This window comes from Pseudomonas sp. IT-P218 (genome assembly GCF_949767605.1).
In the GTDB taxonomy this organism is placed as follows: Bacteria; Pseudomonadota; Gammaproteobacteria; order Pseudomonadales; family Pseudomonadaceae; genus Aquipseudomonas; species Aquipseudomonas putida_AE.
Map to the genome: position 1 here is coordinate 133,568 of NZ_CATKQQ010000011.1, position 19,572 is coordinate 153,139.

15 protein-coding genes are annotated in these 19,572 nt (G+C 60.2%); 5 read left to right on the top strand and 10 right to left on the bottom strand.

The genetic code is table 11. The features are described from left to right. Nucleotides 1-51: 51 nt before the first annotated feature. The 10 genes from ACM6I6_RS07210 to ACM6I6_RS07255 all read right to left on the bottom strand — a co-directional run bounded on the left by ACM6I6_RS07210 (nucleotide 52) and on the right by ACM6I6_RS07255 (nucleotide 13,515). Entirely contained in the window at nucleotides 52-1,239 is a 1,188-nt protein-coding gene (locus ACM6I6_RS07210) for a hypothetical protein (RefSeq protein WP_414919678.1), read from the bottom strand. A gap of 220 nt (nucleotides 1,240-1,459) precedes the next feature. Then, on the bottom strand, nucleotides 1,460-2,440 hold the full coding sequence (locus ACM6I6_RS07215; protein ID WP_323605513.1) for a peptide ABC transporter ATP-binding protein: 981 nt from the start codon (nucleotides 2,438-2,440) through the stop codon (nucleotides 1,460-1,462). Further along, the gene (locus tag ACM6I6_RS07220) at nucleotides 2,440-3,408 is read right to left on the bottom strand and encodes an ABC transporter ATP-binding protein (RefSeq protein WP_274074041.1); all 969 of its coding nucleotides are present in this window, start codon (nucleotides 3,406-3,408) and stop codon (nucleotides 2,440-2,442) included. Before ACM6I6_RS07220 ends, ACM6I6_RS07215 begins: the two co-directional genes overlap by 1 nt. 10 nt (nucleotides 3,409-3,418) lie before the next feature. Next, nucleotides 3,419-4,345: an ABC transporter permease subunit gene (locus ACM6I6_RS07225; protein WP_323605515.1), complete on the bottom strand. Its 927-nt coding sequence runs from the start codon at nucleotides 4,343-4,345 to the stop codon at nucleotides 3,419-3,421. 10 nt (nucleotides 4,346-4,355) lie between these two features. Beyond that, nucleotides 4,356-5,366 carry an ABC transporter permease subunit gene (locus tag ACM6I6_RS07230; RefSeq protein WP_274074039.1) on the bottom strand — a complete coding sequence of 337 codons (1,011 nt, stop codon included), beginning with the start codon at nucleotides 5,364-5,366 and terminating at the stop codon, nucleotides 4,356-4,358. Nucleotides 5,367-5,439: 73 nt separating this feature from the next. Then, nucleotides 5,440-7,035, bottom strand: coding sequence for an ABC transporter substrate-binding protein (locus ACM6I6_RS07235; RefSeq protein ID WP_323605517.1), 1,596 nt, complete (start codon nucleotides 7,033-7,035; stop codon nucleotides 5,440-5,442). A gap of 79 nt (nucleotides 7,036-7,114) precedes the next feature. Next, nucleotides 7,115-8,548 carry an OprD family porin gene (locus tag ACM6I6_RS07240; RefSeq protein ID WP_274074037.1) on the bottom strand — a complete coding sequence of 478 codons (1,434 nt, stop codon included), beginning with the start codon at nucleotides 8,546-8,548 and terminating at the stop codon, nucleotides 7,115-7,117. Nucleotides 8,549-8,721: 173 nt separating this feature from the next. Then, nucleotides 8,722-10,323 (bottom strand): ABC transporter substrate-binding protein, encoded by a 1,602-nt coding sequence (locus ACM6I6_RS07245; protein WP_414919679.1) that lies wholly within the window; start codon nucleotides 10,321-10,323, stop codon nucleotides 8,722-8,724. Nucleotides 10,324-10,617: 294 nt separating this feature from the next. Further along, nucleotides 10,618-12,243 (bottom strand): ABC transporter substrate-binding protein, encoded by a 1,626-nt coding sequence (locus ACM6I6_RS07250; RefSeq protein WP_212625801.1) that lies wholly within the window; start codon nucleotides 12,241-12,243, stop codon nucleotides 10,618-10,620. A 555-nt stretch (nucleotides 12,244-12,798) separates the two neighbouring features. Beyond that, a complete protein-coding gene (locus tag ACM6I6_RS07255) occupies nucleotides 12,799-13,515 on the bottom strand; it encodes an SIMPL domain-containing protein (RefSeq protein WP_274074035.1) in 717 nt (238 codons plus the stop codon). Nucleotides 13,516-13,783: 268 nt separating this feature from the next. On the opposite strand from ACM6I6_RS07255, the gene ACM6I6_RS07260 reads away from it, so the two are divergent. From ACM6I6_RS07260 to kdgD, 5 genes are all read left to right on the top strand, one after another. Further along, a complete protein-coding gene (locus ACM6I6_RS07260) occupies nucleotides 13,784-15,046 on the top strand; it encodes an ATP-binding protein (RefSeq protein ID WP_274074034.1) in 1,263 nt (420 codons plus the stop codon). Further along, entirely contained in the window at nucleotides 15,039-15,599 is a 561-nt protein-coding gene (locus tag ACM6I6_RS07265) for a response regulator transcription factor (RefSeq protein WP_008057484.1), read from the top strand. The genes ACM6I6_RS07260 and ACM6I6_RS07265 overlap by 8 nt, the downstream gene beginning before the upstream one ends. Before the next feature lie 97 nt (nucleotides 15,600-15,696). Further along, a complete protein-coding gene (locus tag ACM6I6_RS07270) occupies nucleotides 15,697-17,424 on the top strand; it encodes an ABC transporter ATP-binding protein/permease (protein ID WP_414919680.1) in 1,728 nt (575 codons plus the stop codon). Nucleotides 17,425-17,496: 72 nt separating this feature from the next. Next, nucleotides 17,497-18,246 (top strand): FadR/GntR family transcriptional regulator, encoded by a 750-nt coding sequence (locus ACM6I6_RS07275; RefSeq protein WP_274074032.1) that lies wholly within the window; start codon nucleotides 17,497-17,499, stop codon nucleotides 18,244-18,246. Between the two features lie 380 nt (nucleotides 18,247-18,626). Further along, entirely contained in the window at nucleotides 18,627-19,538 is a 912-nt protein-coding gene (gene kdgD, locus ACM6I6_RS07280; protein WP_020796617.1) for a 5-dehydro-4-deoxyglucarate dehydratase, read from the top strand. Nucleotides 19,539-19,572 lie beyond the last annotated feature (34 nt).

Consider the following 19,572-nt stretch of genomic DNA (forward strand, 5'->3'; position numbering starts at 1 on the left):
GGCGTATTTGAGTGCATCGCGAGCAAGCTCGCTCCTACAGGAGTTCTGGTCTCAGGCTTGAAGCCCGTAGACCACCGGCCCGTGATGACCGAAGTCGATGAATGCCTCGGCGCCAATGATAATGCGAGCGGCGCCCTGCACCTTCACGTCCCACGCCAGTCCCCCTGAAGGACCAAAGGAAACCCACCCGTCCCCGTTCCTGCCGAATCGGGTGTCAGGGTCGCCATTGGGCAACAACCTGCCAGCGATGATATGCAGTGCCCGATTGTGACCGACCACGACAATCTTGCCATCCGGCTGCTGGGCCAAGGATCTCCAGAATGTTTCAGGACCGGTGTCGGTCAATACCGGACGCCCGCCATTCCACTCCTTGTCGGGGAGACCGTCTGCGGTAAATCTCATCACCATGCCGATGGTATCCAGCAGACCGCCAGCACACACCAGCTTGCCATCAGCTTGTGCGATGAGTTGACGCATTCTGAGTGAGCCATCCGTTATTGCGAAGAAAGCAAAGCCATCGACACCAAATTGGCTATCGATCTTCCCTTGCAGGTCATAACGTGCAAGAAAGAGCTGACCGGATAGGGTGGTCCCGCCAACAACTATTTTTCCGCCTTGAATCACAACGCCATTAACACGGATGAAGTCATCCCCGTTTTCGATCTCGATAAAACCCCTCGTGCCGAAACCGGTATCGAGTTCACCATTACTGTGCAGGCGCACCAGCAGTGACCCTTGGGATTCACTGATGTAATAGGTGAACGACACAAGCACTTTTCCATCAGCCTGCAGACAACCGTCGATCAACTCCACTTGGGAATAATCATGCTGTGCCACAGGAACAACGACACTGCCAAAGACCAGGTCAGGGCTGCCGTTGGCATTAAAGCGTCTCAGTGCTGCCCGGCGGATACCGTCGGGTTCCCGGGTCTCGCCGATCACCAGGATCTTGCGATCGTCCTGCAGTAGCAAGCGCACCGGCGTTGCCTGTTTACCGCTGACAAACTGCCACTCACCGGTGTTGCCGTCATGACCAAAGTTCGTGTCCTTGATACCGTCAAAATCAGTGCGGTACAGAGTGAAACCCTTTCCCTGCTGGGTAGCGTAGGTCAGGGCACCTTCAGCCGATAACACGACGGCCCTGACCGAGCCGGCCAGAAAGTCGGGGCGGATCTGGCCAAAATCACCAAATCCCGGGTCTAGCTGACCAGCGTTTTCGATTGTTGTTTGAATTTCCATGATGCTTGCACCTGTCCCTGTCGTTTGAATGTTTCCGGGTCTACGCCTTGTGTCGCGTGACTCTCCGACGGGATTCAAACAAAACGGCTGGGCGTGCGTAACTGTCAGAAAAGACAGTGCACTTGTGCAAACAAAAGAAAAACCCCTCCTCCCTCGATTGATGGCAATCGAAAGAGAAGGGGTTTGCCTGATTAAAGCGCCTCAGTGACCGAGGCGTTATTTACGCCGCGCCGTCGAGGAATTGCTCGGCGTAATGGCAAGCCACCTGGCGACTGTCGAGCAGGCGCAAGGCCGGCTCTTCAGTGCTGCAACGCTCGGTGGCGTAAGGGCAGCGCTTGTGGAAAGCGCAGCCGGCGGGCGGGTTCAGCGGGTTGGGCAACTCGCCGACGATCTTGATTTTCGGTTTGTCCGGGTCCGGGTGGATGGTCGGCGTGGCCGACAACAGCGCCTGGGTGTACGGGTGCAGGGGACGGGTGTAGATGTCTTCCTTGGGACCCATTTCCACCGGGCGGCCGAGGTACATCACCATCACGTGGTCGGCGACGTGACGCACCACCGCCAGGTTGTGGGAGATGAACACGTAGGCGGTGTTGAACTCTTGCTGCAGGTCCATGAACAGGTTGAGCACCTGCGCCTGGATCGACACGTCCAGCGCCGAGGTCGGTTCGTCCGCCACCAGCACTTTCGGTTGCAGCATCATGGCGCGGGCCAGGGCGATCCGCTGACGCTGACCGCCGGAGAACATGTGCGGATAGCGCTGGTAGTGCTCGGGACGCAAGCCCACCTGCTTCATCATCGCCTGGACTTTTTCGCGACGTTCGGTGGCCGACAGGTTGGTGTTGATCAGCAAGGGTTCTGCCAGCTGGTCACCGATTTTCTGCCGTGGGTTCAACGAGGCGTATGGGCTCTGGAACACCATCTGCACGTCTTTGCGCAGTTGCTTGCGCTGGGCCTTGTCGGCACCGGCGACTTCCTGGCCGGCGATTTTCAGGGAGCCGGAGGACGGCTCCTCGATCAGGGTGAGGGCACGGGCCAGGGTGGACTTGCCACAGCCCGACTCACCCACGACAGCGAGGGTCTTGCCGGCTTCCAGTTCGAACGACACCCCGTTGAGGGCGCGCACGGTAGCGTGACCCTTGAACAGGCCACGGGACACTTCGTAGTGACGGGTCAGGTCGCGGGCGGTAAGTACGACGGCCATTACGCCACCTCCTGGTTCAGCGGGTAGAAGCAGCGGGCGAGGCTGTTGCTTTTCGGGTCAAGGGCCGGACGCTGCACACGGCAGTTGTCCTGCACGTACGGGCAGCGCGGCGACAGCAGGCAGCCCTGCGGACGGTCGTAGCGACCGGGAACGATGCCCGGCAGGGTCGACAGGCGCGAGGCGCCCAGGCTGTGTTCCGGAATCGCCTTGAGCAGCGCTTCGCTGTACGGGTGCGCCGGGATGTCGAACAGCTGCGGCACCTGGCCGACTTCGACGGCTTGGCCGGCGTACATCACGCACACGCGCTGGGCGGTTTCGGCCACGACCGCGAGGTCGTGGGTGATCAGCACCAGGCCCATGTTCTGCTCTTTCTGCAACGCCAGCAGCAGGTCCATGATCTGCGCCTGGATCGTTACGTCCAGCGCCGTGGTCGGTTCGTCGGCGATCAGCAGTTTCGGCTCGCCGGCAATCGCCATGGCGATCGCGACGCGCTGGCTCATGCCACCGGACAGTTGGTGCGGGTAGGCGTCCATGCGGCTGGCCGCGCCCGGGATTTCCACTTTTTCCAGCAGCTCGATGGCGCGCTTGCGGGCGGCCTTGCCGGACATTTTCAGGTGCAGGCGCAGCACTTCTTCGATCTGGAAACCGACGGTGTAGCTCGGGTTCAGCGCGGTCATCGGGTCCTGGAAGACCATCGACAGGTCCTTGCCGACGATCTGCCGACGCTGACGGTTGCTGAGCTTGAGCATGTCCTTGCCGTCGAAGCTGAGCGAGTCGGCGGTGACGATGCCGGGATGCTCGATCAGGCCCATCAGCGCCATCATGGTCACGGATTTACCCGAACCCGACTCGCCAACGATGGCCAGCACTTCTCCCTTGTCCACTTTCAGGTCGAGGCCATCGACCACGGGCGTGGCGTTCTTGTCGCCGAAGCGAACGTTGAGATTCTTGATTTCTAACAGTGACATTGGAATCTCCTCAGGCGGCGTTCTTGAGTTTCGGGTCCAGCGCGTCGCGCAGGCCGTCACCCATCAAGTTGATTGCCAGCACGCTGAGCAAAATGGTCAAACCAGGCAGACTCACGACCCACCAGGCGCGTTCGATGTAGTCGCGGGCCGAGGCCAGCATGGTGCCCCACTCAGGGGTTGGCGGCTGAACGCCAAGGCCGAGGAAGCCCAGTGCGGCGGCATCGAGAATCGCCGAGGAGAAGCTCAGGGTGGCCTGGACGATCAGCGGCGCCATGCAGTTGGGCAGCACGGTGACGAACATCAGGCGTGGCAGGCCGGCACCGGCCAGGCGCGCGGCGGTCACGTAGTCGCGGTTCAGTTCACCCATCACCGCGGCGCGGGTCAAACGAACGTAGGACGGCAGGGACACCACGGCGATGGCGATCACGGTGTTGATCAGGCCAGGGCCGAGGATGGCGACGATCGCCACGGCCAGCAGCAGGGACGGCAGGGCCAGCATGATGTCCATCAGGCGCATGATGGTCGGGCCGACCGCTTTCGGGAAGAAGCCGGCGAACAGCCCCAGCAGGATCCCCGGTATCAGCGACATCACCACCGACGACAAGCCGATCAGCAGCGACAGGCGCGAACCCTGGATCAGGCGCGACAGCAGGTCGCGACCCAGTTCATCGGTCCCCAGCAGGAACTGGATCTGCCCGCCTTCCAGCCAGGCTGGCGGGGTGAGCAGGAAGTCGCGGTACTGCTCGCTCGGGTCATGGGGGGCAACCCACGGGGCGAAGATGGCGCAGAAAATCACCAGCAGCATGAACATCAGGCCGGCAACGGCACCTTTGTTCCTGGAAAACGCTTGCCAGAATTCCTTGTATGGAGACGGGTACAGCAGGCTTTGATCCACGGCGGAAGCGGCGGTGGCTACTGAGGATGTTGGAGTGCTCATGGTATTGACCTCAGCGCTGATGACGGATGCGTGGGTTGGCAAAGCCGTAGAGGATGTCCACTACGAAGTTGACCAGAATCACCAGGCAGGCGATTAACAGGATGCCGTTTTGTACGACGGGGTAGTCACGGGCGCCAATGGCTTCGATCAGCCATTTGCCGATGCCCGGCCAGGAGAAGATGGTCTCGGTCAGGACCGCACCGGCCAGCAGGGTGCCGACTTGCAGGCCGACCACGGTCAGCACCGGAATCAGCGCGTTGCGCAGGCCGTGCACGAACACTACGCGCGACGGCGACAGGCCTTTGGCGCGGGCGGTACGGATGTAGTCTTCACGCAGCACTTCGAGCATCGACGAACGGGTCATGCGCGCGATCACCGCCAGCGGGATGGTGCCCAGCACGATGGCCGGCAGGATCAGGTGATGCAGGGCATCGAAGAACGCGCCGACGTCATCGGCCAGCAGCGTATCGATTAGCATGAAGCCGGTGCGCGGCTCGATGTCATAGAGCAGGTCGATCCGCCCGGACACCGGGGTCCAGCCCAGGGACACCGAGAAGAACATGATCAGGATCAGGCCCCACCAGAAGATCGGCATCGAGTATCCCGCCAGGGAGATGCCCATCACCCCATGGTCGAACAGGGACCCTCGCTTGAGGGCCGCGATCACCCCGGCCAGCAGGCCCAGGATGCCGGCGAACAGCAGGGCGGCCATGGACAGTTCCAGGGTCGCAGGGAAGAGGGAGGTGAACTCGTTCCAGACGCTTTCACGGGTACGCAGGGATTCCCCGAGATCGCCGTGGGCCAGTTTGCCGATGTAATCCAGGTACTGGGCATACAGGGGTTTGTTCAGACCTAGGCGTTCCATTGCCTGAGCGTGCATTTCCGGGTCGACTCTGCGTTCGCCCATCATGACTTCCACGGGGTCGCCAGGGATCATGCGAATCAACGCGAATGTCAGCAAGGTGATGCCGAAGAACGTGGGGATCAGTAACCCCAGTCGGCGGGCAATAAAACTAAACATCGTAAGGTGTACCTCATCAGCCGGTTAGGCGTGCCCGGCATGCCAGGGTGCGGCAATGCCGGGAGTTTCTTATCTACTTCACCTGGGTGGTGGCGAAGTTATTGGTGGTGAGCGGGCTAATCTGGTAGCCCTCTACGTTGTTGCGCATTGCGGTAAACATTCTAGTGTGTGCGAGGCTGATCCATGGCTGGTCCTGGTTAAAGATAACCTGAGCCTGTTCGTACAGCGCTGCACGCTCGGCCGGGTCGGTTTTTTCACGGGCCTGGTCAAGCAGGGCCTGGAATTTTTCATTGCACCAGCGAGCGTAGTTTTCGCCGTTCTTCGCGGCCTCGCAACTGAGCATAGGCGTCAGGAAGTTATCCGGGTCGCCGTTATCGCCCGCCCATCCGGCGGAAACCATGTCGTGCTCGCCGTTTTTCGCGCGCTTGAGCATCTCGCCCCATTCCATTACGCGGATGTCGATCTTGATCCCGACCTTGGCCAGGTCGGCCTGCATCATCTGCGCGGCAAGCATCGGGTTCGGGTTGGTTGCGCCGCCACCGTTGCGGGTGAACAGGGTGAAGGTGGTGCCTTCCGGTACGCCGGCTTCCTTGAGCAGGGCGCGCGCCTTGTCCAGGTCGCGGGTCGGGTTTTTCAGCGTGTGGTTGTAGCCCAGCAGGGTGTCCGGATACGGGTTGACCGCCACGGTGGCATTGCCCTTGCCGAACAGCGCGTTGACCGCGGCTTCCTTGTCGAACGCGATGTCGATGGCCTTGCGCACGCGCGCATCGCTCAAGTACTTGTGCGTGGTGTTGATGGCGATGTAGGCGACGGTCATCGCGTTCATTTCCTCGACCTTCAGGTTCGAGTCTTTCTTGATGCTCGGGATGTCATCCGGCTTCGGATACAGCGCGACCTGGCATTCGTTGGCCTTGAGCTTCTGCAGGCGCACGTTGTTGTCGGTGGCGATGGCCAGGATCAGCGAATCGGCCGGCGGCTTGCCACGGAAGTAGTCCGGGTTGGCCTTGAAGCGAACCTGGGCGTCCTTGTTGTAGCGCTGGAAGACGAACGGCCCGGTGCCGATCGGCTTGCTGTTGAGGTCGCCGGTCTTGTTGGCCTTGAGCAGCTGGTCGGCGTACTCGGCAGGGTAGATCGAAGAGAACGCCATGGCGATGTCGGCCAGGAACGGCGCTTCGCGGCGGGTCAGGGTGAACTTGACCGTGTTGTCGTCGACCTTCTCGACGCTCTTGAGCAGCTCTTTGAAGCCCATGCTTTCAAAGTACGGGAAACCGACGCTCGAGAGCTTGTGCCACGGATGGTTCGGGTCCAGCTGGCGCTGGAAGCTCCAGACCACGTCGTCGGCATTCATGTCGCGGGTCGGCTTGAAGTAGTCGGTGGTGTGGAACTTGACGCCTTTGCGCAAGTGGAAGGTGTAGGTCAGGCCGTCTTCACTGATGTCCCAGGATTCGGCCAGGGCCGGAATCACCTCGGTGGTCCCTGGTTTGAAGTCCGCCAGGCGATTGAAGATGGTTTCGGCCGCCGCATCGGCTGTGACTGCAGTCGTGTACTGGACCATGTCGAAGCCTTCGGGGCTGTTTTCGGTACAGACCACCAGCGGCTTGGCCGATACACCCACCGCGACGCTCAGCAAGGCGGCCGCGATGGCCGCGCGTAGGGGAAGCATTTTCATCAAGAACCCTCTGCAATCGGTTTAAGGACAATAGTCGGACGGCTGATTCGTCGCTGAATCAGCCATCCGGCGGGTGCATTTACAGGATGTTGAACGGAACCGTGGTCACCAGACGGAACTCGTTGATGCTGCCATCAGCCTGGTTTTCACTGGCGCGGTGAGCGGTGTAGGTGCCACGGATAGTGGTGGCCTTGAACGGACCGCTCTGCACGGCGTAGGTTGCACCGATGCCATATTCGTAGTGGTGTTCGCCGTCTTGCGACTGGATACCGTCGTAGCCCTTGTCCGCCACGCCCTTGTTGCCGGTGTAGTGGGTACCGTCGATGCCCCAGCCACGTGCCTGGTAGATGTTGAACTTCAGGCCGGGTACGCCGTACTCGGCCATGTTCAGGCCGTAGGCGATCTGGAAGGACTTCTCGTTCGGGCCGTTGAAGTCCGACAGCAGGGAGTTGGCCAGGTAGATGCCGTTGGTTTCGTGCAGGTAGTCGAAGTACTCGTTACCGTTCACTTCCTGGTACGAGAAGGTCAGGGTGTGCGCCTGGTGGGTCAGGCCGAACGACAGGGAGTAGGTGTCGTTGTCGATGTCGCCGATCAGTGCTTTGCCTTCTTCCTGGGTCTTGTAGTAGTTCAGGCCGGTGGTCAGGCTCAGGACCTGGCTGTCACCCAGTACGTGGGTGGCGCCGAAGTAGTACTGGTTCCAGATGTCTTCGGCCTGGGTGGCCCAGAGGCTGGTGGTCAGGCTGGCGAACGGGGTGTAGGTGATGCCGCCGGTGTAGACGTGATCGGTTTCAACGATGCCGTTGGCGTATTCGGTGCGGAACTTGCGCTGGCTTTCTTCGGTACGCGGAGAGTTGCGATCGAAGGTGGCCAGGTCGAATTGCAGGTTGTTCAGCTCTTCACTGTGGATCGCCACACCCTGGAAGCTCGAAGGCAGCGCACGGTTACCGATGACGTCGACCATCGGGCTGCTGAAGTTCTGGCGACCGGCAGTCAGGGTGGTGTTGGAAATACGCGCCTTGACGTTGGCCAGGCCCAGCTTGCTCCACTGGCCAACGGCGTCGCCGCCTTCTTCGGTCAGGGTACGGTTGTTGCCCGCGCCTGGGCGAGTGCCCGGTGCGCCACCGTTGTTGGACGCCAGGTCCTTGCGGTCCTGGTCCAGGGCGATGGCGTTGTAGGCCGCGACTTCAGTGCTGAAACCGAGGGCACCTTCGGTGAAGCCCGAGTTGTACTTGACGATCGTGCCTTGAACCCAGTTGATACGGCGGTCAGTCGGGGTCGAAACGCCGTCTTTCTTGTAGGAAAATTTGGCCCCACGTTTCAGTTGTTCGTTGGCGTACCAGTTACGGGTCGTGCCGCTGATCGACTGGCCTTCCAGGAAGCCGGTTGCTTCGCTCTGGGCGCTTTTTTCATTCAGGGTAACCGGGGTATACGCCTGGCTTTGGGTTTCAGCGTATGCCGTGGCGGTTACGCTGCTAATGGCCAGGGCCAGTATCGCAGTGCTGCTCAGTTTCATGGGTGAAGCTCCTTACTTTCTATTATTAATGCCGGTCTTTTTTGGTGATCCGGCTATTTGCTTTGGAACACTTGCACACATCGCAAACGTTTGCTGTGGACCAGAATGGCGAATGACGGCAATACGCTTGCGTGGAGGCGCAATGCGCCCCCAGCGTTTTCAGCTACACGGTTTTATTTTTCGATGCCGACACCCGAGAACACGTTGCGACCGAAGGGGCTGACCTTGAACCCTTCGACTTTAGCGCTCAACGGCTGGTTGACCGTCGAGTGGGCGACCGGCGTGATCGGTACCTGCTGCTTGAGGTACTGCTGCGCCTGTTTGTAGAGCAGGGTGCGCTGGTCGCGGTCGGTCACGACCTTGGCCTGCTTGATCAGCTTGTCGTAAGCCGGATCACACCACATGGAGTAGTTGTTGCCGCCAATGGCGTCGCAGCTGTACAGCGTGCCGAGCCAGTTGTCCGGGTCACCGTTGTCGCCGGTCCAGCCGATCAGGCTGATATCGTGCTCGCCATTCTTGGTGCGCTTGATGTACTCGCCCCATTCGTAGCTGACGATCTTGACCTTGAGGCCGATCTTCGCCCAGTCAGCCTGGAGCATCTCGGCCATCAACTTGGCGTTGGGGTTGTAGGGGCGCTGTACGGGCATGGCCCACAGGGTGATTTCGGTGCCTTCCTTGACGCCGGCAGCCTTGAGCAGTTCCTTGGCTTTTTCCGGGTTGTAGGCGGCGTCCTTGATGCTGTCGTCGTAGGACCATTGGGTCGGCGGCATGGCGTTGACCGCCAGTTGACCCGCACCCTGGTAAACGGCGTTGAGGATGCTTTGCTTGTTCACCGCCATGTCCAGCGCCTGGCGCACTTCGAGCTGGTCGAACGGCTTGTGCCGTACGTTGTAGGCGATGTAACCCAGGTTGAAGCCGGGCTTTTCGATCAACTGCAGCGCGGGGTCGTTTTTCAGAGCGGTCACGTCGGCGGGGCGCGGGTGCAGGGTGACCTGGCACTCGTTGGCCTTGAGCTTCTGCACGCGCACCGAGGCGTCGGTGTTGATGGCGAAAATCAGGTTGTCGAGCTTGACCCGGTCAGGGGCCCAGTAATGCTTGTTGCCGGTGTAACGGATGTTCGAGTCTTTCTGGTAGCTCTTGAACACGAACGGCCCGGTGCCGATCGGCTTCTGGTTGATGTCGCTCGGCTTGCCTTCCGCCAGCAGCTTGTCGGCGTACTCGGCGGAGAGAATCGCGGCGAAGCTCATGGCGATGTTCTGGATGAACGCGGCATCCACGCTGTTGAGCGTCATGACCACGGTCAGCGGCCCGGTCTTTTCGACCTTGGCGATATTCTTGTTCAGGCTCATCCCGTTGAAATAGGGGAATTCGGTCGGATAGGCCTTACGGAACGGTTGCTGCGGATCGAGCATGCGATTGAAGGTGAACAGCACGTCGTCAGCGTTGAAGTCGCGGGTCGGCGTGAAGTACTTGGTCGTGTGAAATTTCACCCCGGGACGCAGGTGAAAAGTGTACTTGAGGCCGTCCTCGGAAATATCCCAACTCGTGGCCAGGCCCGGTACGACATTGGTCGAGCCTTTTTCGAACTCGGCCAGGCGGTTGTACAGCGGTTCGGCGGCGTCGTTATCGGTCGCGGTGGTGTATTGCGCGGTGTCGAAGCCGGCGGGGCTACCTTCGGAACAGAACACCAGGCTATTGGAGGCAGCCTGGCTCATGGACGTGGCGGCCAACAGGCCCGCGCCCAGCAGTGCGGATAAAACCAAGGTATGGCGCATGACGCTCTCTCTTGTTCAGTGTTTGACAATGAGAACTCCGGGTATAGGGAGGCCTCATCGGTCTCAATCCATGACGTGCAGCAAAACCGATGACCCACGCATGAACTGGTCGAATCCCGACGGTATGAAGCGTGGGTCCGGCAGTAAATACGAAGAGTCCTAAAGACTCGTAGGAAAAGGCGACGCGTCCTAATGCTCTGCTGTAGGCAGCAGGCGATTTGGAGGTGGGCGGATTCCTGCTTTCTCGGACGATAACGTAACGGCGACGTCAAGAAACGTCGCCGTTACCGAACCTTATTTGCTGACGCTGACGCCGTAGAAGGAGTTCAAGCCAAACGGGCTGATCTTGAAGTCCTGCACATTGGCGCGCATGGGTTGGAACACCGTCGAGTGAGCGATAGGTGTCATTGGAACAGCATCTTTGAGGACGTGTTGCGCCTGTTTGTACAGTTCGGTGCGCTTGCCCTGGTCCGAAGTACGCTTGGCTTGTTTGACGATGTCGTCGAACTTCTTGTCGCACCACTTGGAGAAGTTGTTGCCTTCCAGCGAGTCGCAGCCGAACAGCACGTTCAGCCAGTTGTCGGGATCACCATTGTCACCGCTCCAGCCAATCAGCATCGCCTGGTTCTCGCCACCTTTGGAGCGCTTGATGTACTCGCCCCACTCGTAGCTCTGGATCTTGACCTTGAGGCCGACCTTCGCCCAGTCGGACTGCAGCATTTCTGCCATCAGCTTGGCGTTCGGGTTGTATGGACGCTGGACCGGCATCGCCCACAGAACGATTTCGGTGCCTTCTTTCACACCGGCTTCCTTGAGCAGCTCCTTGGCTTTCTCAGGGTTGTACGGCGCATCCTTGATGGTGGTGTCGTAGGACCACTGGGTCGGCGGCATGGCGTTGACGGCCAGTTGGCCGGCGCCCTGGTACACGGAGTCGATGATCTGTTGCTTGTTGACGGCCATGTCCAGTGCCTGACGCACTTTCAGTTGGGCCAACGGGTTTGGCTCGTTGCTGCCCTTGACCTTGTCCATCACGTTGTAGGCGATGTAACCCAGGTTGAAACCAGCCTGGTCAGGCAGCTTCAGGGTCTTGTCTTCGCGCAGCGCTTTCAGGTCGGCTGGACGAGGGAACAGGGTGACCTGGCACTCGTTTTTCTTCAGCTTCTGGATGCGTACCGAGGGGTCGGTGGTGATGGCGAAGATCAGGTTGTCGATCTTGACGTCGTCCGGCTTCCAGTAGTCCTTGTTCCCGGTGTAGCGGATGTTGGAGTCTTTCTGGTAGCTCTTGAACACGAACGGACCAGTGCCGACCGGCTTCTGGTTGATGTCAGCGGCCTTGCCTTCTTTGAGCAGCTGGGCGGCGTACTCGGCGGACTGGATCGAGGCGAAGCTCATGGCCATGTTCTGGATGAACGCGGCATCGACGTCTTTCAGGGTGAACTTGACGGTTTTGTCGTCGACTTTATCGATCTTGGTGATGTTGGTGTCCATCCCCATGTCGGTGAAGTACGGGAATTCGGTCGGGTACGCTTTGCGGAACGGGTCATCCTTGTTAATCATGCGATTGAAGGTGAACAGCACGTCGTCCGCGTTGAACTCACGAGTCGGCTTGAAATACGGGGTGGTGTGGAACTTGACGCCTTCGCGCAGGTGGAAGGTGTAGGTCAGGCCGTCATCGGAGACGTCCCAGCTGGTCGCCAGGCCAGGAATGACGGCGGTACCGCCGCGCTCGAACTGGGTCAGGCGGTTGAACATGGTTTCGGCAGAGGCGTCGAAGTCGGTTCCGGTGGTGTATTGACCTGGATCGAAACCGGCCGGGCTCCCTTCGGAGCAGAACACCAGGTTAGTCGCAGCTTGGGCGAACGGTGCGCTAGCTAGCAAGCTGGCACCTAATAAAAACGGAATGACCGCTTGTTTAAGCATGGTGGCCTCATGATTTGTTGTCATTTTTTGATTTTGAGGACGACCTCGTGAGTCGTGCCTGCGGATACTTATGCAGGGGCCATACCCAATGCAAGATCCAGAGCGACTACAGGCATTAAACAGTGGCACGAACGTACCTTAATGTCGCATTAGTATAAAACCTGGCGCATTTGAACGTTTGCGCGGTGTTTTTGTAGTGCAATTGGCGCACCTTTATGGTGCGTTAAAGCCTTGGGCTGCCCGTGGGTGGGGCGGGGTGTTACCTATTTATACCCAGTCCTTGAGAGGGGTGTGGGGCTTAATGGGAGTGGTTATCGTTGCACTGGTATTGGTCGCGGGTTGCGAGTTGTACAAGGTGCAACTTTTCATTCCAATTTGTACGACATCTCTGTAGGAGCGGCCGCAGGCTGCGATCTTTTCGGTCGCCGCTGAAATGTCTTTGAGAGCATAGAACAAGATCAAAAGATCGCAGCCTGCGGCAGCTCCTACAGTTTGAATTCGAAAAAAAACGGCGGTCACCTGAGTGATCGCCGTTTTTTGTATTCAGTTATCGAATCAAGGCATCAGCACTTCAATCGAGCCATCGGCCGTCATGCTGACCTGGCTGGTGCCGGCTTCCACTTCCGGGGTCACCGGAGCGGCGTCCATGCTGGCTGCTTTCATCATCATCGGGGCGCGCATGTACGGTTGCGGGTAACCATTGCTGTTGAAGTTCAGGTTGACGATTTTGTAACCCTTGCCGCCCAGGGCGTCAGTGGCCAGTTGGGCGCGGGCCTTGAAGGCCGTCACGGCCTCCTTCAGCAAGGCATCTTCGCTGGCCTTGCGGGTGGGGGTGGCGATCGCGAAATCCATGCCGCCCATTTTCAGGTCGCCGAGCAGTTCGCCGGTCAGCTTGGACAGGGCCGCGAAGTCCGGGCTTTCCAGACGCAGTTCGGCACGCTCACGCCAGCCGGTGATTTTCTGGCCCTTGGCGTCGTAGATCGGGTAGCTGTTGCGGCTGCCCTGGCGCAGGGTGATGTCCTTCACTTGCTTGGCCTGGGCCAGGGCCTTGTTCATGGTGGTGCTGACGTCCGCGGCGAGTTTGGCCGGGTCGGTGTTCTGATCTTCGGTGTAGAGGGTCACGATCATCAGGTCGCGAGCCACTTCCTGGCTGACTTCGGCGCGCAGGGAAATCTGGTTGTAGTGAAGCTCGTCGGCGGCCATGGCCGGGAGGGCGGCGAGGGTGCCGGCACTCAGGGCGAGGAGGGCGGCGCTGCGGCGGAATGTGTGCATGAAGGCTCCTGGGTGGGTGCGCAGGTTGTTGGTGCGTGCCTGCGTGAAACCATCAGACTCTAGCTTTGATGATCCGGTTCGCGCACTTACAACTTTTGTACAGACGATTGCAGGTGGCTGCTTCGCAGCCAATCGCGGGCAAGCCACGCTCCTGCAGGGGTATGCGTTTGAATGTGGGAGTGTGGCCGTTTGCCGCACTTTCGCCTGCCAGCCCCCGCGCTTGGTTATACTCCCGTCGATCCGCCTGGAGCGCTCATCAGGAGAGCTCATGCTCGCCCCCGTTCAAATCACTTCCGCCACACGCCAGAATCTCTGGCGGCTGACGTTCATCCGCACCCTGGTATTGGCCGCTCAAGCTGGTTCCGTGGGCCTGGCCTACTGGTTCGAGCTGCTGCCACTGCCCTGGTTCCAATTGGCCGCGACCCTCGGCTGCTCGATGTTGCTGTGTGCTTTCACGGCCATCCGGCTGCGCACCACCTGGCCGGTCACCGAGCTCGAATACGCGGTGCAACTGGCCTGCGACCTGTTTATCCACAGTGCGTTGCTGTATTTCTCGGGTGGCTCGACCAACCCGTTCGTTTCTTATTACCTGGTGCCGCTGACCATCGCGGCAGTGACCTTGCCATGGCGATATTCGGTGATTCTGTCGGGCATCGCCCTGACCATGTACACCTTGCTGCTGGCGCGCTTCTACCCGCTGCAAACCTTCCCGATTGCCCGGGAAAACCTGCAGGTGTACGGGATGTGGTTGAGCTTCGCGCTGGCGGCGGCAGTGATCACGTTCTTTGCCGCGCGCATGGCCGAAGAGCTGCGTCGCCAGGAAGAGCTGCGGGCCATTCGCCGGGAAGAAGGCCTGCGCGACCAGCAGCTGCTGGCCGTCGCCACCCAGGCGGCGGGCGCTGCCCATGAACTGGGCACGCCGCTGGCGACCATGAGCGTGTTGCTCAAGGAGATGCAACAGGATCATCCTGACCCGATGCTGCAGGATGACCTGAAAGTGCTGCAGGATCAGGTCAAGTTGTGCAAAGAGACCTTGCAGCAGCTGGTACGGGCGGCGGAGGCCAATCGCCGGCTGGCCGTGCAGATGCAGGACGTCACCGACTGGCTCGACGAAGCGCTCAATCGCTGGCACCTGATGCGTCCGGAAGCCAGTTATCGCTTCCAGCGCCTGGGCCAGGGCTCGGTGCCGCGCATGGCACCACCGCCGGACCTGACCCAGGCGTTGCTCAATTTACTCAACAACGCGGCGGATGCCTGTCCCGAAGGGCTGCAAGTGACCCTGGACTGGAATGCCGAAGACTTGACCATCAGCATCCGCGACCACGGTGCGGGCGTGCCGCTGGCCATCGCCGAGCAGATCGGCAAGCCATTTTTTACCACCAAGGGCAAAGGTTTCGGCCTGGGCCTGTTTTTGAGCAAGGCCAGCGTGACACGCGCCGGCGGCTCAGTGAAACTCTACAGTCATGAGGAAGGCGGCACGCTCACCGAGCTGCGCCTGCCCCATGGCGCCCGAGGAGACGAACATGAGTGACGAAATCCAAGTTGAAGGCGAAGAACTGCCGCATTTGCTGCTGGTCGACGACGACGCGACCTTTACCCGGGTGATGGCCCGCGCCATGGCCCGCCGTGGCTTTCGCGTCAGCACCGCCGGTTCCGCCGAAGAAGGGCTGACCATCGCCCAGGCCGATCTGCCGGACTATGCCGCGCTGGACCTGAAAATGGATGGCGACTCGGGCCTGGTGCTGCTGCCCAAGTTGCTGGAAATGGACCCGGAAATGCGCGTGGTGATCCTCACCGGTTATTCGAGCATCGCCACGGCCGTCGAGGCGATCAAGCGCGGCGCCTGCAACTACCTGTGCAAGCCGGCCGACGCCGACGACGTGCTGGCGGCGCTGCTGTCCGAACACGCCGACCTCGACAGCCTGGTGCCGGAAAACCCGATGTCCGTGGACCGCCTGCAGTGGGAACACATCCAGCGCGTGTTGACCGAGCACGAAGGCAACATCTCCGCCACCGCCCGCGCCCTGGGCATGCACCGCCGCACGCTGCAGCGCAAACTGCAGAAGCGTCCCGTTCGACGCTGAATCAACGCTGAACGAATGCGGGCCGCTCCTCGCGACAAACCGAACCGATCATCTATGATCGGTTCGTGCATGTATTTTTTCTTATCGAGCCTTATCCATGAATCAGAACGCTGAATATTCCGCGGTCAATGATGCTGTGCGCGGGCAGTTTTTTCGAAAAGTCTGGGCGATGATCACGCCTTACTGGCAGAGCGAAGAAAAGGTCAAGGCCTGGACATTGCTGATCGCCGTGATTGCGTTGTCGCTGATGAGCGTGGGCATCTCGGTGTGGTTCAACACCTGGTACAAGGATTTCTACAACGCCCTGCAGCAAAAGGACGAGGAAGCGTTCTGGCGGCTGATCCTGTACTTCTGCGCGATTGCGGCGGTGGCGATCGTCGGTGCGGTGTACCGGCTCTACCTGACGCAGATGCTGACGATTCGCTGGCGGGCCTGGCTCACCGAAAAACATTTCGCCCGCTGGCTGGGCAACAAGAATTACTACCAGCTGGAGCAGGGCGGCTACACCGATAACCCGGACCAGCGCATTTCTGAAGACCTCAACAATTTCACCTCCGACACCTTGAGCCTGGGCGTTGGGCTGTTGCGCAATGTCGTCAGCCTGGTGTCGTTCTCGATCATCCTCTGGGGTGTGTCAGGGAGCATCGAGGTATTCGGGGTGACCATTCCCGGCTACATGTTCTGGTGCGTACTGGTCTACGCCGTGGTGGGTAGCTGGCTGACGCATTTGATCGGTCGCCGCCTGATCGGCCTGAACAACCGGCAACAACGCTTCGAAGCCGACCTGCGTTTCTCCATGGTGCGGATTCGCGAAAATGCCGAAAGCATCGCGCTGTACAACGGCGAGCCCAATGAGAACCGCCGCCTGACCCAGCGTTTCTCGATGGTCTGGCACAACTTCTGGGACATCATGAAGGTGTCCAAGCGCCTGACCTTCTTCACTTCCGGCTACGAGCAGGCCGCCATCATCTTCCCGTTCATGGTGGCCGCGCCACGTTATCTCTCCGGCAAGATCGAACTGGGTGAGCTGATGCAGATCAGCTCGGCGTTCGGCAATGTCCAGGACAGCTTCAGTTGGTTCATCACCGCGTACCAGAGCCTCGCCTCATGGCGCGCCACCTGCGATCGTCTGCTCAGCTTCCGTCAGGCCATGACCGACAACGAGCAACGGGCGCCAGCCATTGACGTGCAGAACTCAGGCTCGGCCTTGAAGGTGCACAACCTCGGCCTCGACCTGGCCGACGGTCGCCACCTGTTGACCAGTGCCGACATGACTGTGGAGGAGGGCGAGCGCGTCATGCTCAGCGGCCGTTCCGGCAGCGGCAAGTCGACCTTGCTGCGGGCGATGGGGCACCTGTGGCCAGCGGGGCATGGCAGTATCCGGCTGCCGTCGGCGCGCTATCTGTTCCTGCCGCAAAAGCCTTACTTGCCGATTGGCACGCTGCGCGAAGCGCTGAGTTATCCACAGGCCGGCGATACCTACCCCAACGAGCGCTACGTGCACGTTCTGGAAACCTGCCGTTTGCCGCATCTGGTGGCGCGACTCGACGAAGCCAATCACTGGCAGCGCATGCTGTCGCCGGGCGAGCAGCAACGCCTGGCCTTCGCCCGTGCACTGCTTTATGCACCGCAATGGCTGTACATGGACGAAGCGACTTCGGCGATGGATGAAGAAGACGAGGCGTCGCTGTACCAGGCACTGATCGATGAGTTGCCGGGCCTGAGTATCGTCAGCGTCGGCCATCGCAGCAGCCTCAAGCGTTTCCACCCACGGCACGTTCGTATCGAGAACGGGCATTTGGTGGACCAGACCGTGACCGCCTGATGGGTGATCGTACAACCGCGTTGCGCTATGATGCGGTTTCAGCAGCCGAATTTTTCGAGACAGATGTTCACCATGGAAAACCCGAACGCCGCACCACGCCTCCCTCGCAAGCGCCGCAGCCTCGCTCAGGAACTGGTGACGGTGCTGTCCGAGCAGATCCGCGACGGTCACCTCAAGCGTGGCGACAAGTTGCCCACCGAGTCGGCGATCATGGATGCCCATGGCGTCAGCCGCACCGTGGTGCGTGAAGCGATTTCCCGTTTGCAGGCGGCGGGGCAGGTGGAAACCCGTCACGGCATAGGCACCTTCGTGCTCGACACCCCGAGCCCGAGCGGTTTTCGCATCGACCCGGCGACTGTGGTCACCCTGCGTGACGTGCTGGCGATTCTGGAACTGCGCATCAGCCTTGAAGTGGAATCCGCCGGCCTCGCCGCGCAACGCCGCAGCCCCGAGCAGTTGGCGCTGATGCGCGCGGCACTGGATGCGCTGAACGAAAGTGTTTCCCACGCCAGCGATGCCGTGGCCTCGGACTTCCAGTTCCACCTGCAGATTGCCCTGGCAACCGGCAACCGCTACTTCACCGACATCATGACTCACCTGGGTACCAGCATCATTCCGCGTACCCGCCTGAACTCCGCGCGCCTGGCCCATGACGATCAGCAGCACTACATGAATCGCCTGAGCCGCGAGCACGAAGAGATCTACGACGCCATCGCCCGCCAGGACTCCGACGCGGCGCGCGCCGCCATGCGCCTGCACCTGACCAACAGCCGCGAGCGGTTGCGTCATGCCCATGAAGAGGCTGAGGCGCAGCGCGGGTAAGCGATCTACCTCGTGTCATCCATCGTCTGGGTTATCGCTATCGCCGGCAGGCTGGCTCCCACAGGAGTACGCGTTCCAATGTGGGAGCCAGCCTGCTGGCGATAGGGCCAGCGGCCATCCCACAGATCTTTCGGTTGTCTGGGCTAATCTTCCGACAACGTATCTCCTACGAACCCGCTAGACGCCACATTCCTCTCCGCTTTCCCTATCGCTGCAGCCTTTGAAAAACTGAGCTGGCGCTCTTTTTGTCGAACAATTTTCACCCGCAGCGATGAAATGCAGTTGACGGTTATTTTTTAAGTTGTACGATGACCTACAACTTCGGCGCAGGCTGAACGGTTTTCTCACACACAAACGTCGCTACCCAGGGTGTTCGAATAATGAATCCACAAGAACTGAAGTCCATCCTCTCTTCCGGTCTGCTGTCTTTCCCGGTCACCGATTTCAATGCCCAGGGCGATTTCAACCGCGCTGGCTACATCAAGCGTCTGGAATGGCTGGCCCCATACGGCGCCTCGGCTCTGTTCGCCGCAGGCGGCACCGGTGAGTTCTTCTCCCTGGCGGCCAGCGAATATTCGGAAATCATCAAGACTGCCGTCGACACCTGCGCCACCAGCGTGCCAATCCTCGCCGGCGTCGGCGGTTCGACCCGCCAGGCTATCGAGTACGCACAGGAAGCCGAGCGTCTTGGCGCCAAAGGCCTGTTGCTGCTGCCGCACTACCTGACCGAAGCCAGCCAGGACGGCGTCGCCGCCCACGTTGAAGCCGTGTGCAAGTCGGTCAACATCGGCGTGGTGGTCTACAACCGTAACGTCTGCCGCCTGAACGCGCCCCTGCTGGAACGTCTGGCCGAGCGCTGCCCGAACCTGATCGGCTACAAGGATGGCCTGGGTGATATCGAGTTGATGGTGTCGATCCGTCGCCGCCTCGGTGATCGCTTCAGCTACCTGGGTGGCCTGCCGACCGCCGAAGTCTATGCCGCGGCCTACAAGGCGCTGGGCGTGCCGGTCTACTCCTCGGCGGTGTTCAACTTCATCCCGAAAACCGCGATGGATTTCTACCACGCGATCGCTCGCGAAGATCACGCCACCGTCGGCAAGATCATCGATGACTTCTTCTTGCCGTACCTGGACATCCGTAACCGCAAGGCCGGTTACGCAGTGAGCATTGTCAAGGCCGGGGCAAAAATTGCCGGCTACGACGCAGGTCCTGTGCGTGCGCCGCTGACCGACCTGACCGGCGAAGAGTACGAAATGCTCGCCGCGCTGATCGACAAGCAGGGTGCGCAGTAATACATCCGATTTAGTAAGGCCGCTGAGCGATCAG

Coding starts and splice junctions, on each gene's coding strand:
- ACM6I6_RS07210 (WP_414919678.1), bottom strand. CDS start 1,239: ATGGAAATTCAAACAACAATCGAAAACGCTGGTCAGCTAGACCCGGGA.
- ACM6I6_RS07215 (WP_323605513.1), bottom strand. CDS start 2,440: ATGGCCGTCGTACTTACCGCCCGCGACCTGACCCGTCACTACGAAGTG.
- ACM6I6_RS07220 (WP_274074041.1), bottom strand. CDS start 3,408: ATGTCACTGTTAGAAATCAAGAATCTCAACGTTCGCTTCGGCGACAAG.
- ACM6I6_RS07225 (WP_323605515.1), bottom strand. CDS start 4,345: ATGAGCACTCCAACATCCTCAGTAGCCACCGCCGCTTCCGCCGTGGAT.
- ACM6I6_RS07230 (WP_274074039.1), bottom strand. CDS start 5,366: ATGTTTAGTTTTATTGCCCGCCGACTGGGGTTACTGATCCCCACGTTC.
- ACM6I6_RS07235 (WP_323605517.1), bottom strand. CDS start 7,035: ATGAAAATGCTTCCCCTACGCGCGGCCATCGCGGCCGCCTTGCTGAGC.
- ACM6I6_RS07240 (WP_274074037.1), bottom strand. CDS start 8,548: ATGAAACTGAGCAGCACTGCGATACTGGCCCTGGCCATTAGCAGCGTA.
- ACM6I6_RS07245 (WP_414919679.1), bottom strand. CDS start 10,323: ATGCGCCATACCTTGGTTTTATCCGCACTGCTGGGCGCGGGCCTGTTG.
- ACM6I6_RS07250 (WP_212625801.1), bottom strand. CDS start 12,243: ATGCTTAAACAAGCGGTCATTCCGTTTTTATTAGGTGCCAGCTTGCTA.
- ACM6I6_RS07255 (WP_274074035.1), bottom strand. CDS start 13,515: ATGCACACATTCCGCCGCAGCGCCGCCCTCCTCGCCCTGAGTGCCGGC.
- ACM6I6_RS07260 (WP_274074034.1), top strand. CDS start 13,784: ATGCTCGCCCCCGTTCAAATCACTTCCGCCACACGCCAGAATCTCTGG.
- ACM6I6_RS07265 (WP_008057484.1), top strand. CDS start 15,039: ATGAGTGACGAAATCCAAGTTGAAGGCGAAGAACTGCCGCATTTGCTG.
- ACM6I6_RS07270 (WP_414919680.1), top strand. CDS start 15,697: ATGAATCAGAACGCTGAATATTCCGCGGTCAATGATGCTGTGCGCGGG.
- ACM6I6_RS07275 (WP_274074032.1), top strand. CDS start 17,497: ATGGAAAACCCGAACGCCGCACCACGCCTCCCTCGCAAGCGCCGCAGC.
- kdgD (WP_020796617.1), top strand. CDS start 18,627: ATGAATCCACAAGAACTGAAGTCCATCCTCTCTTCCGGTCTGCTGTCT.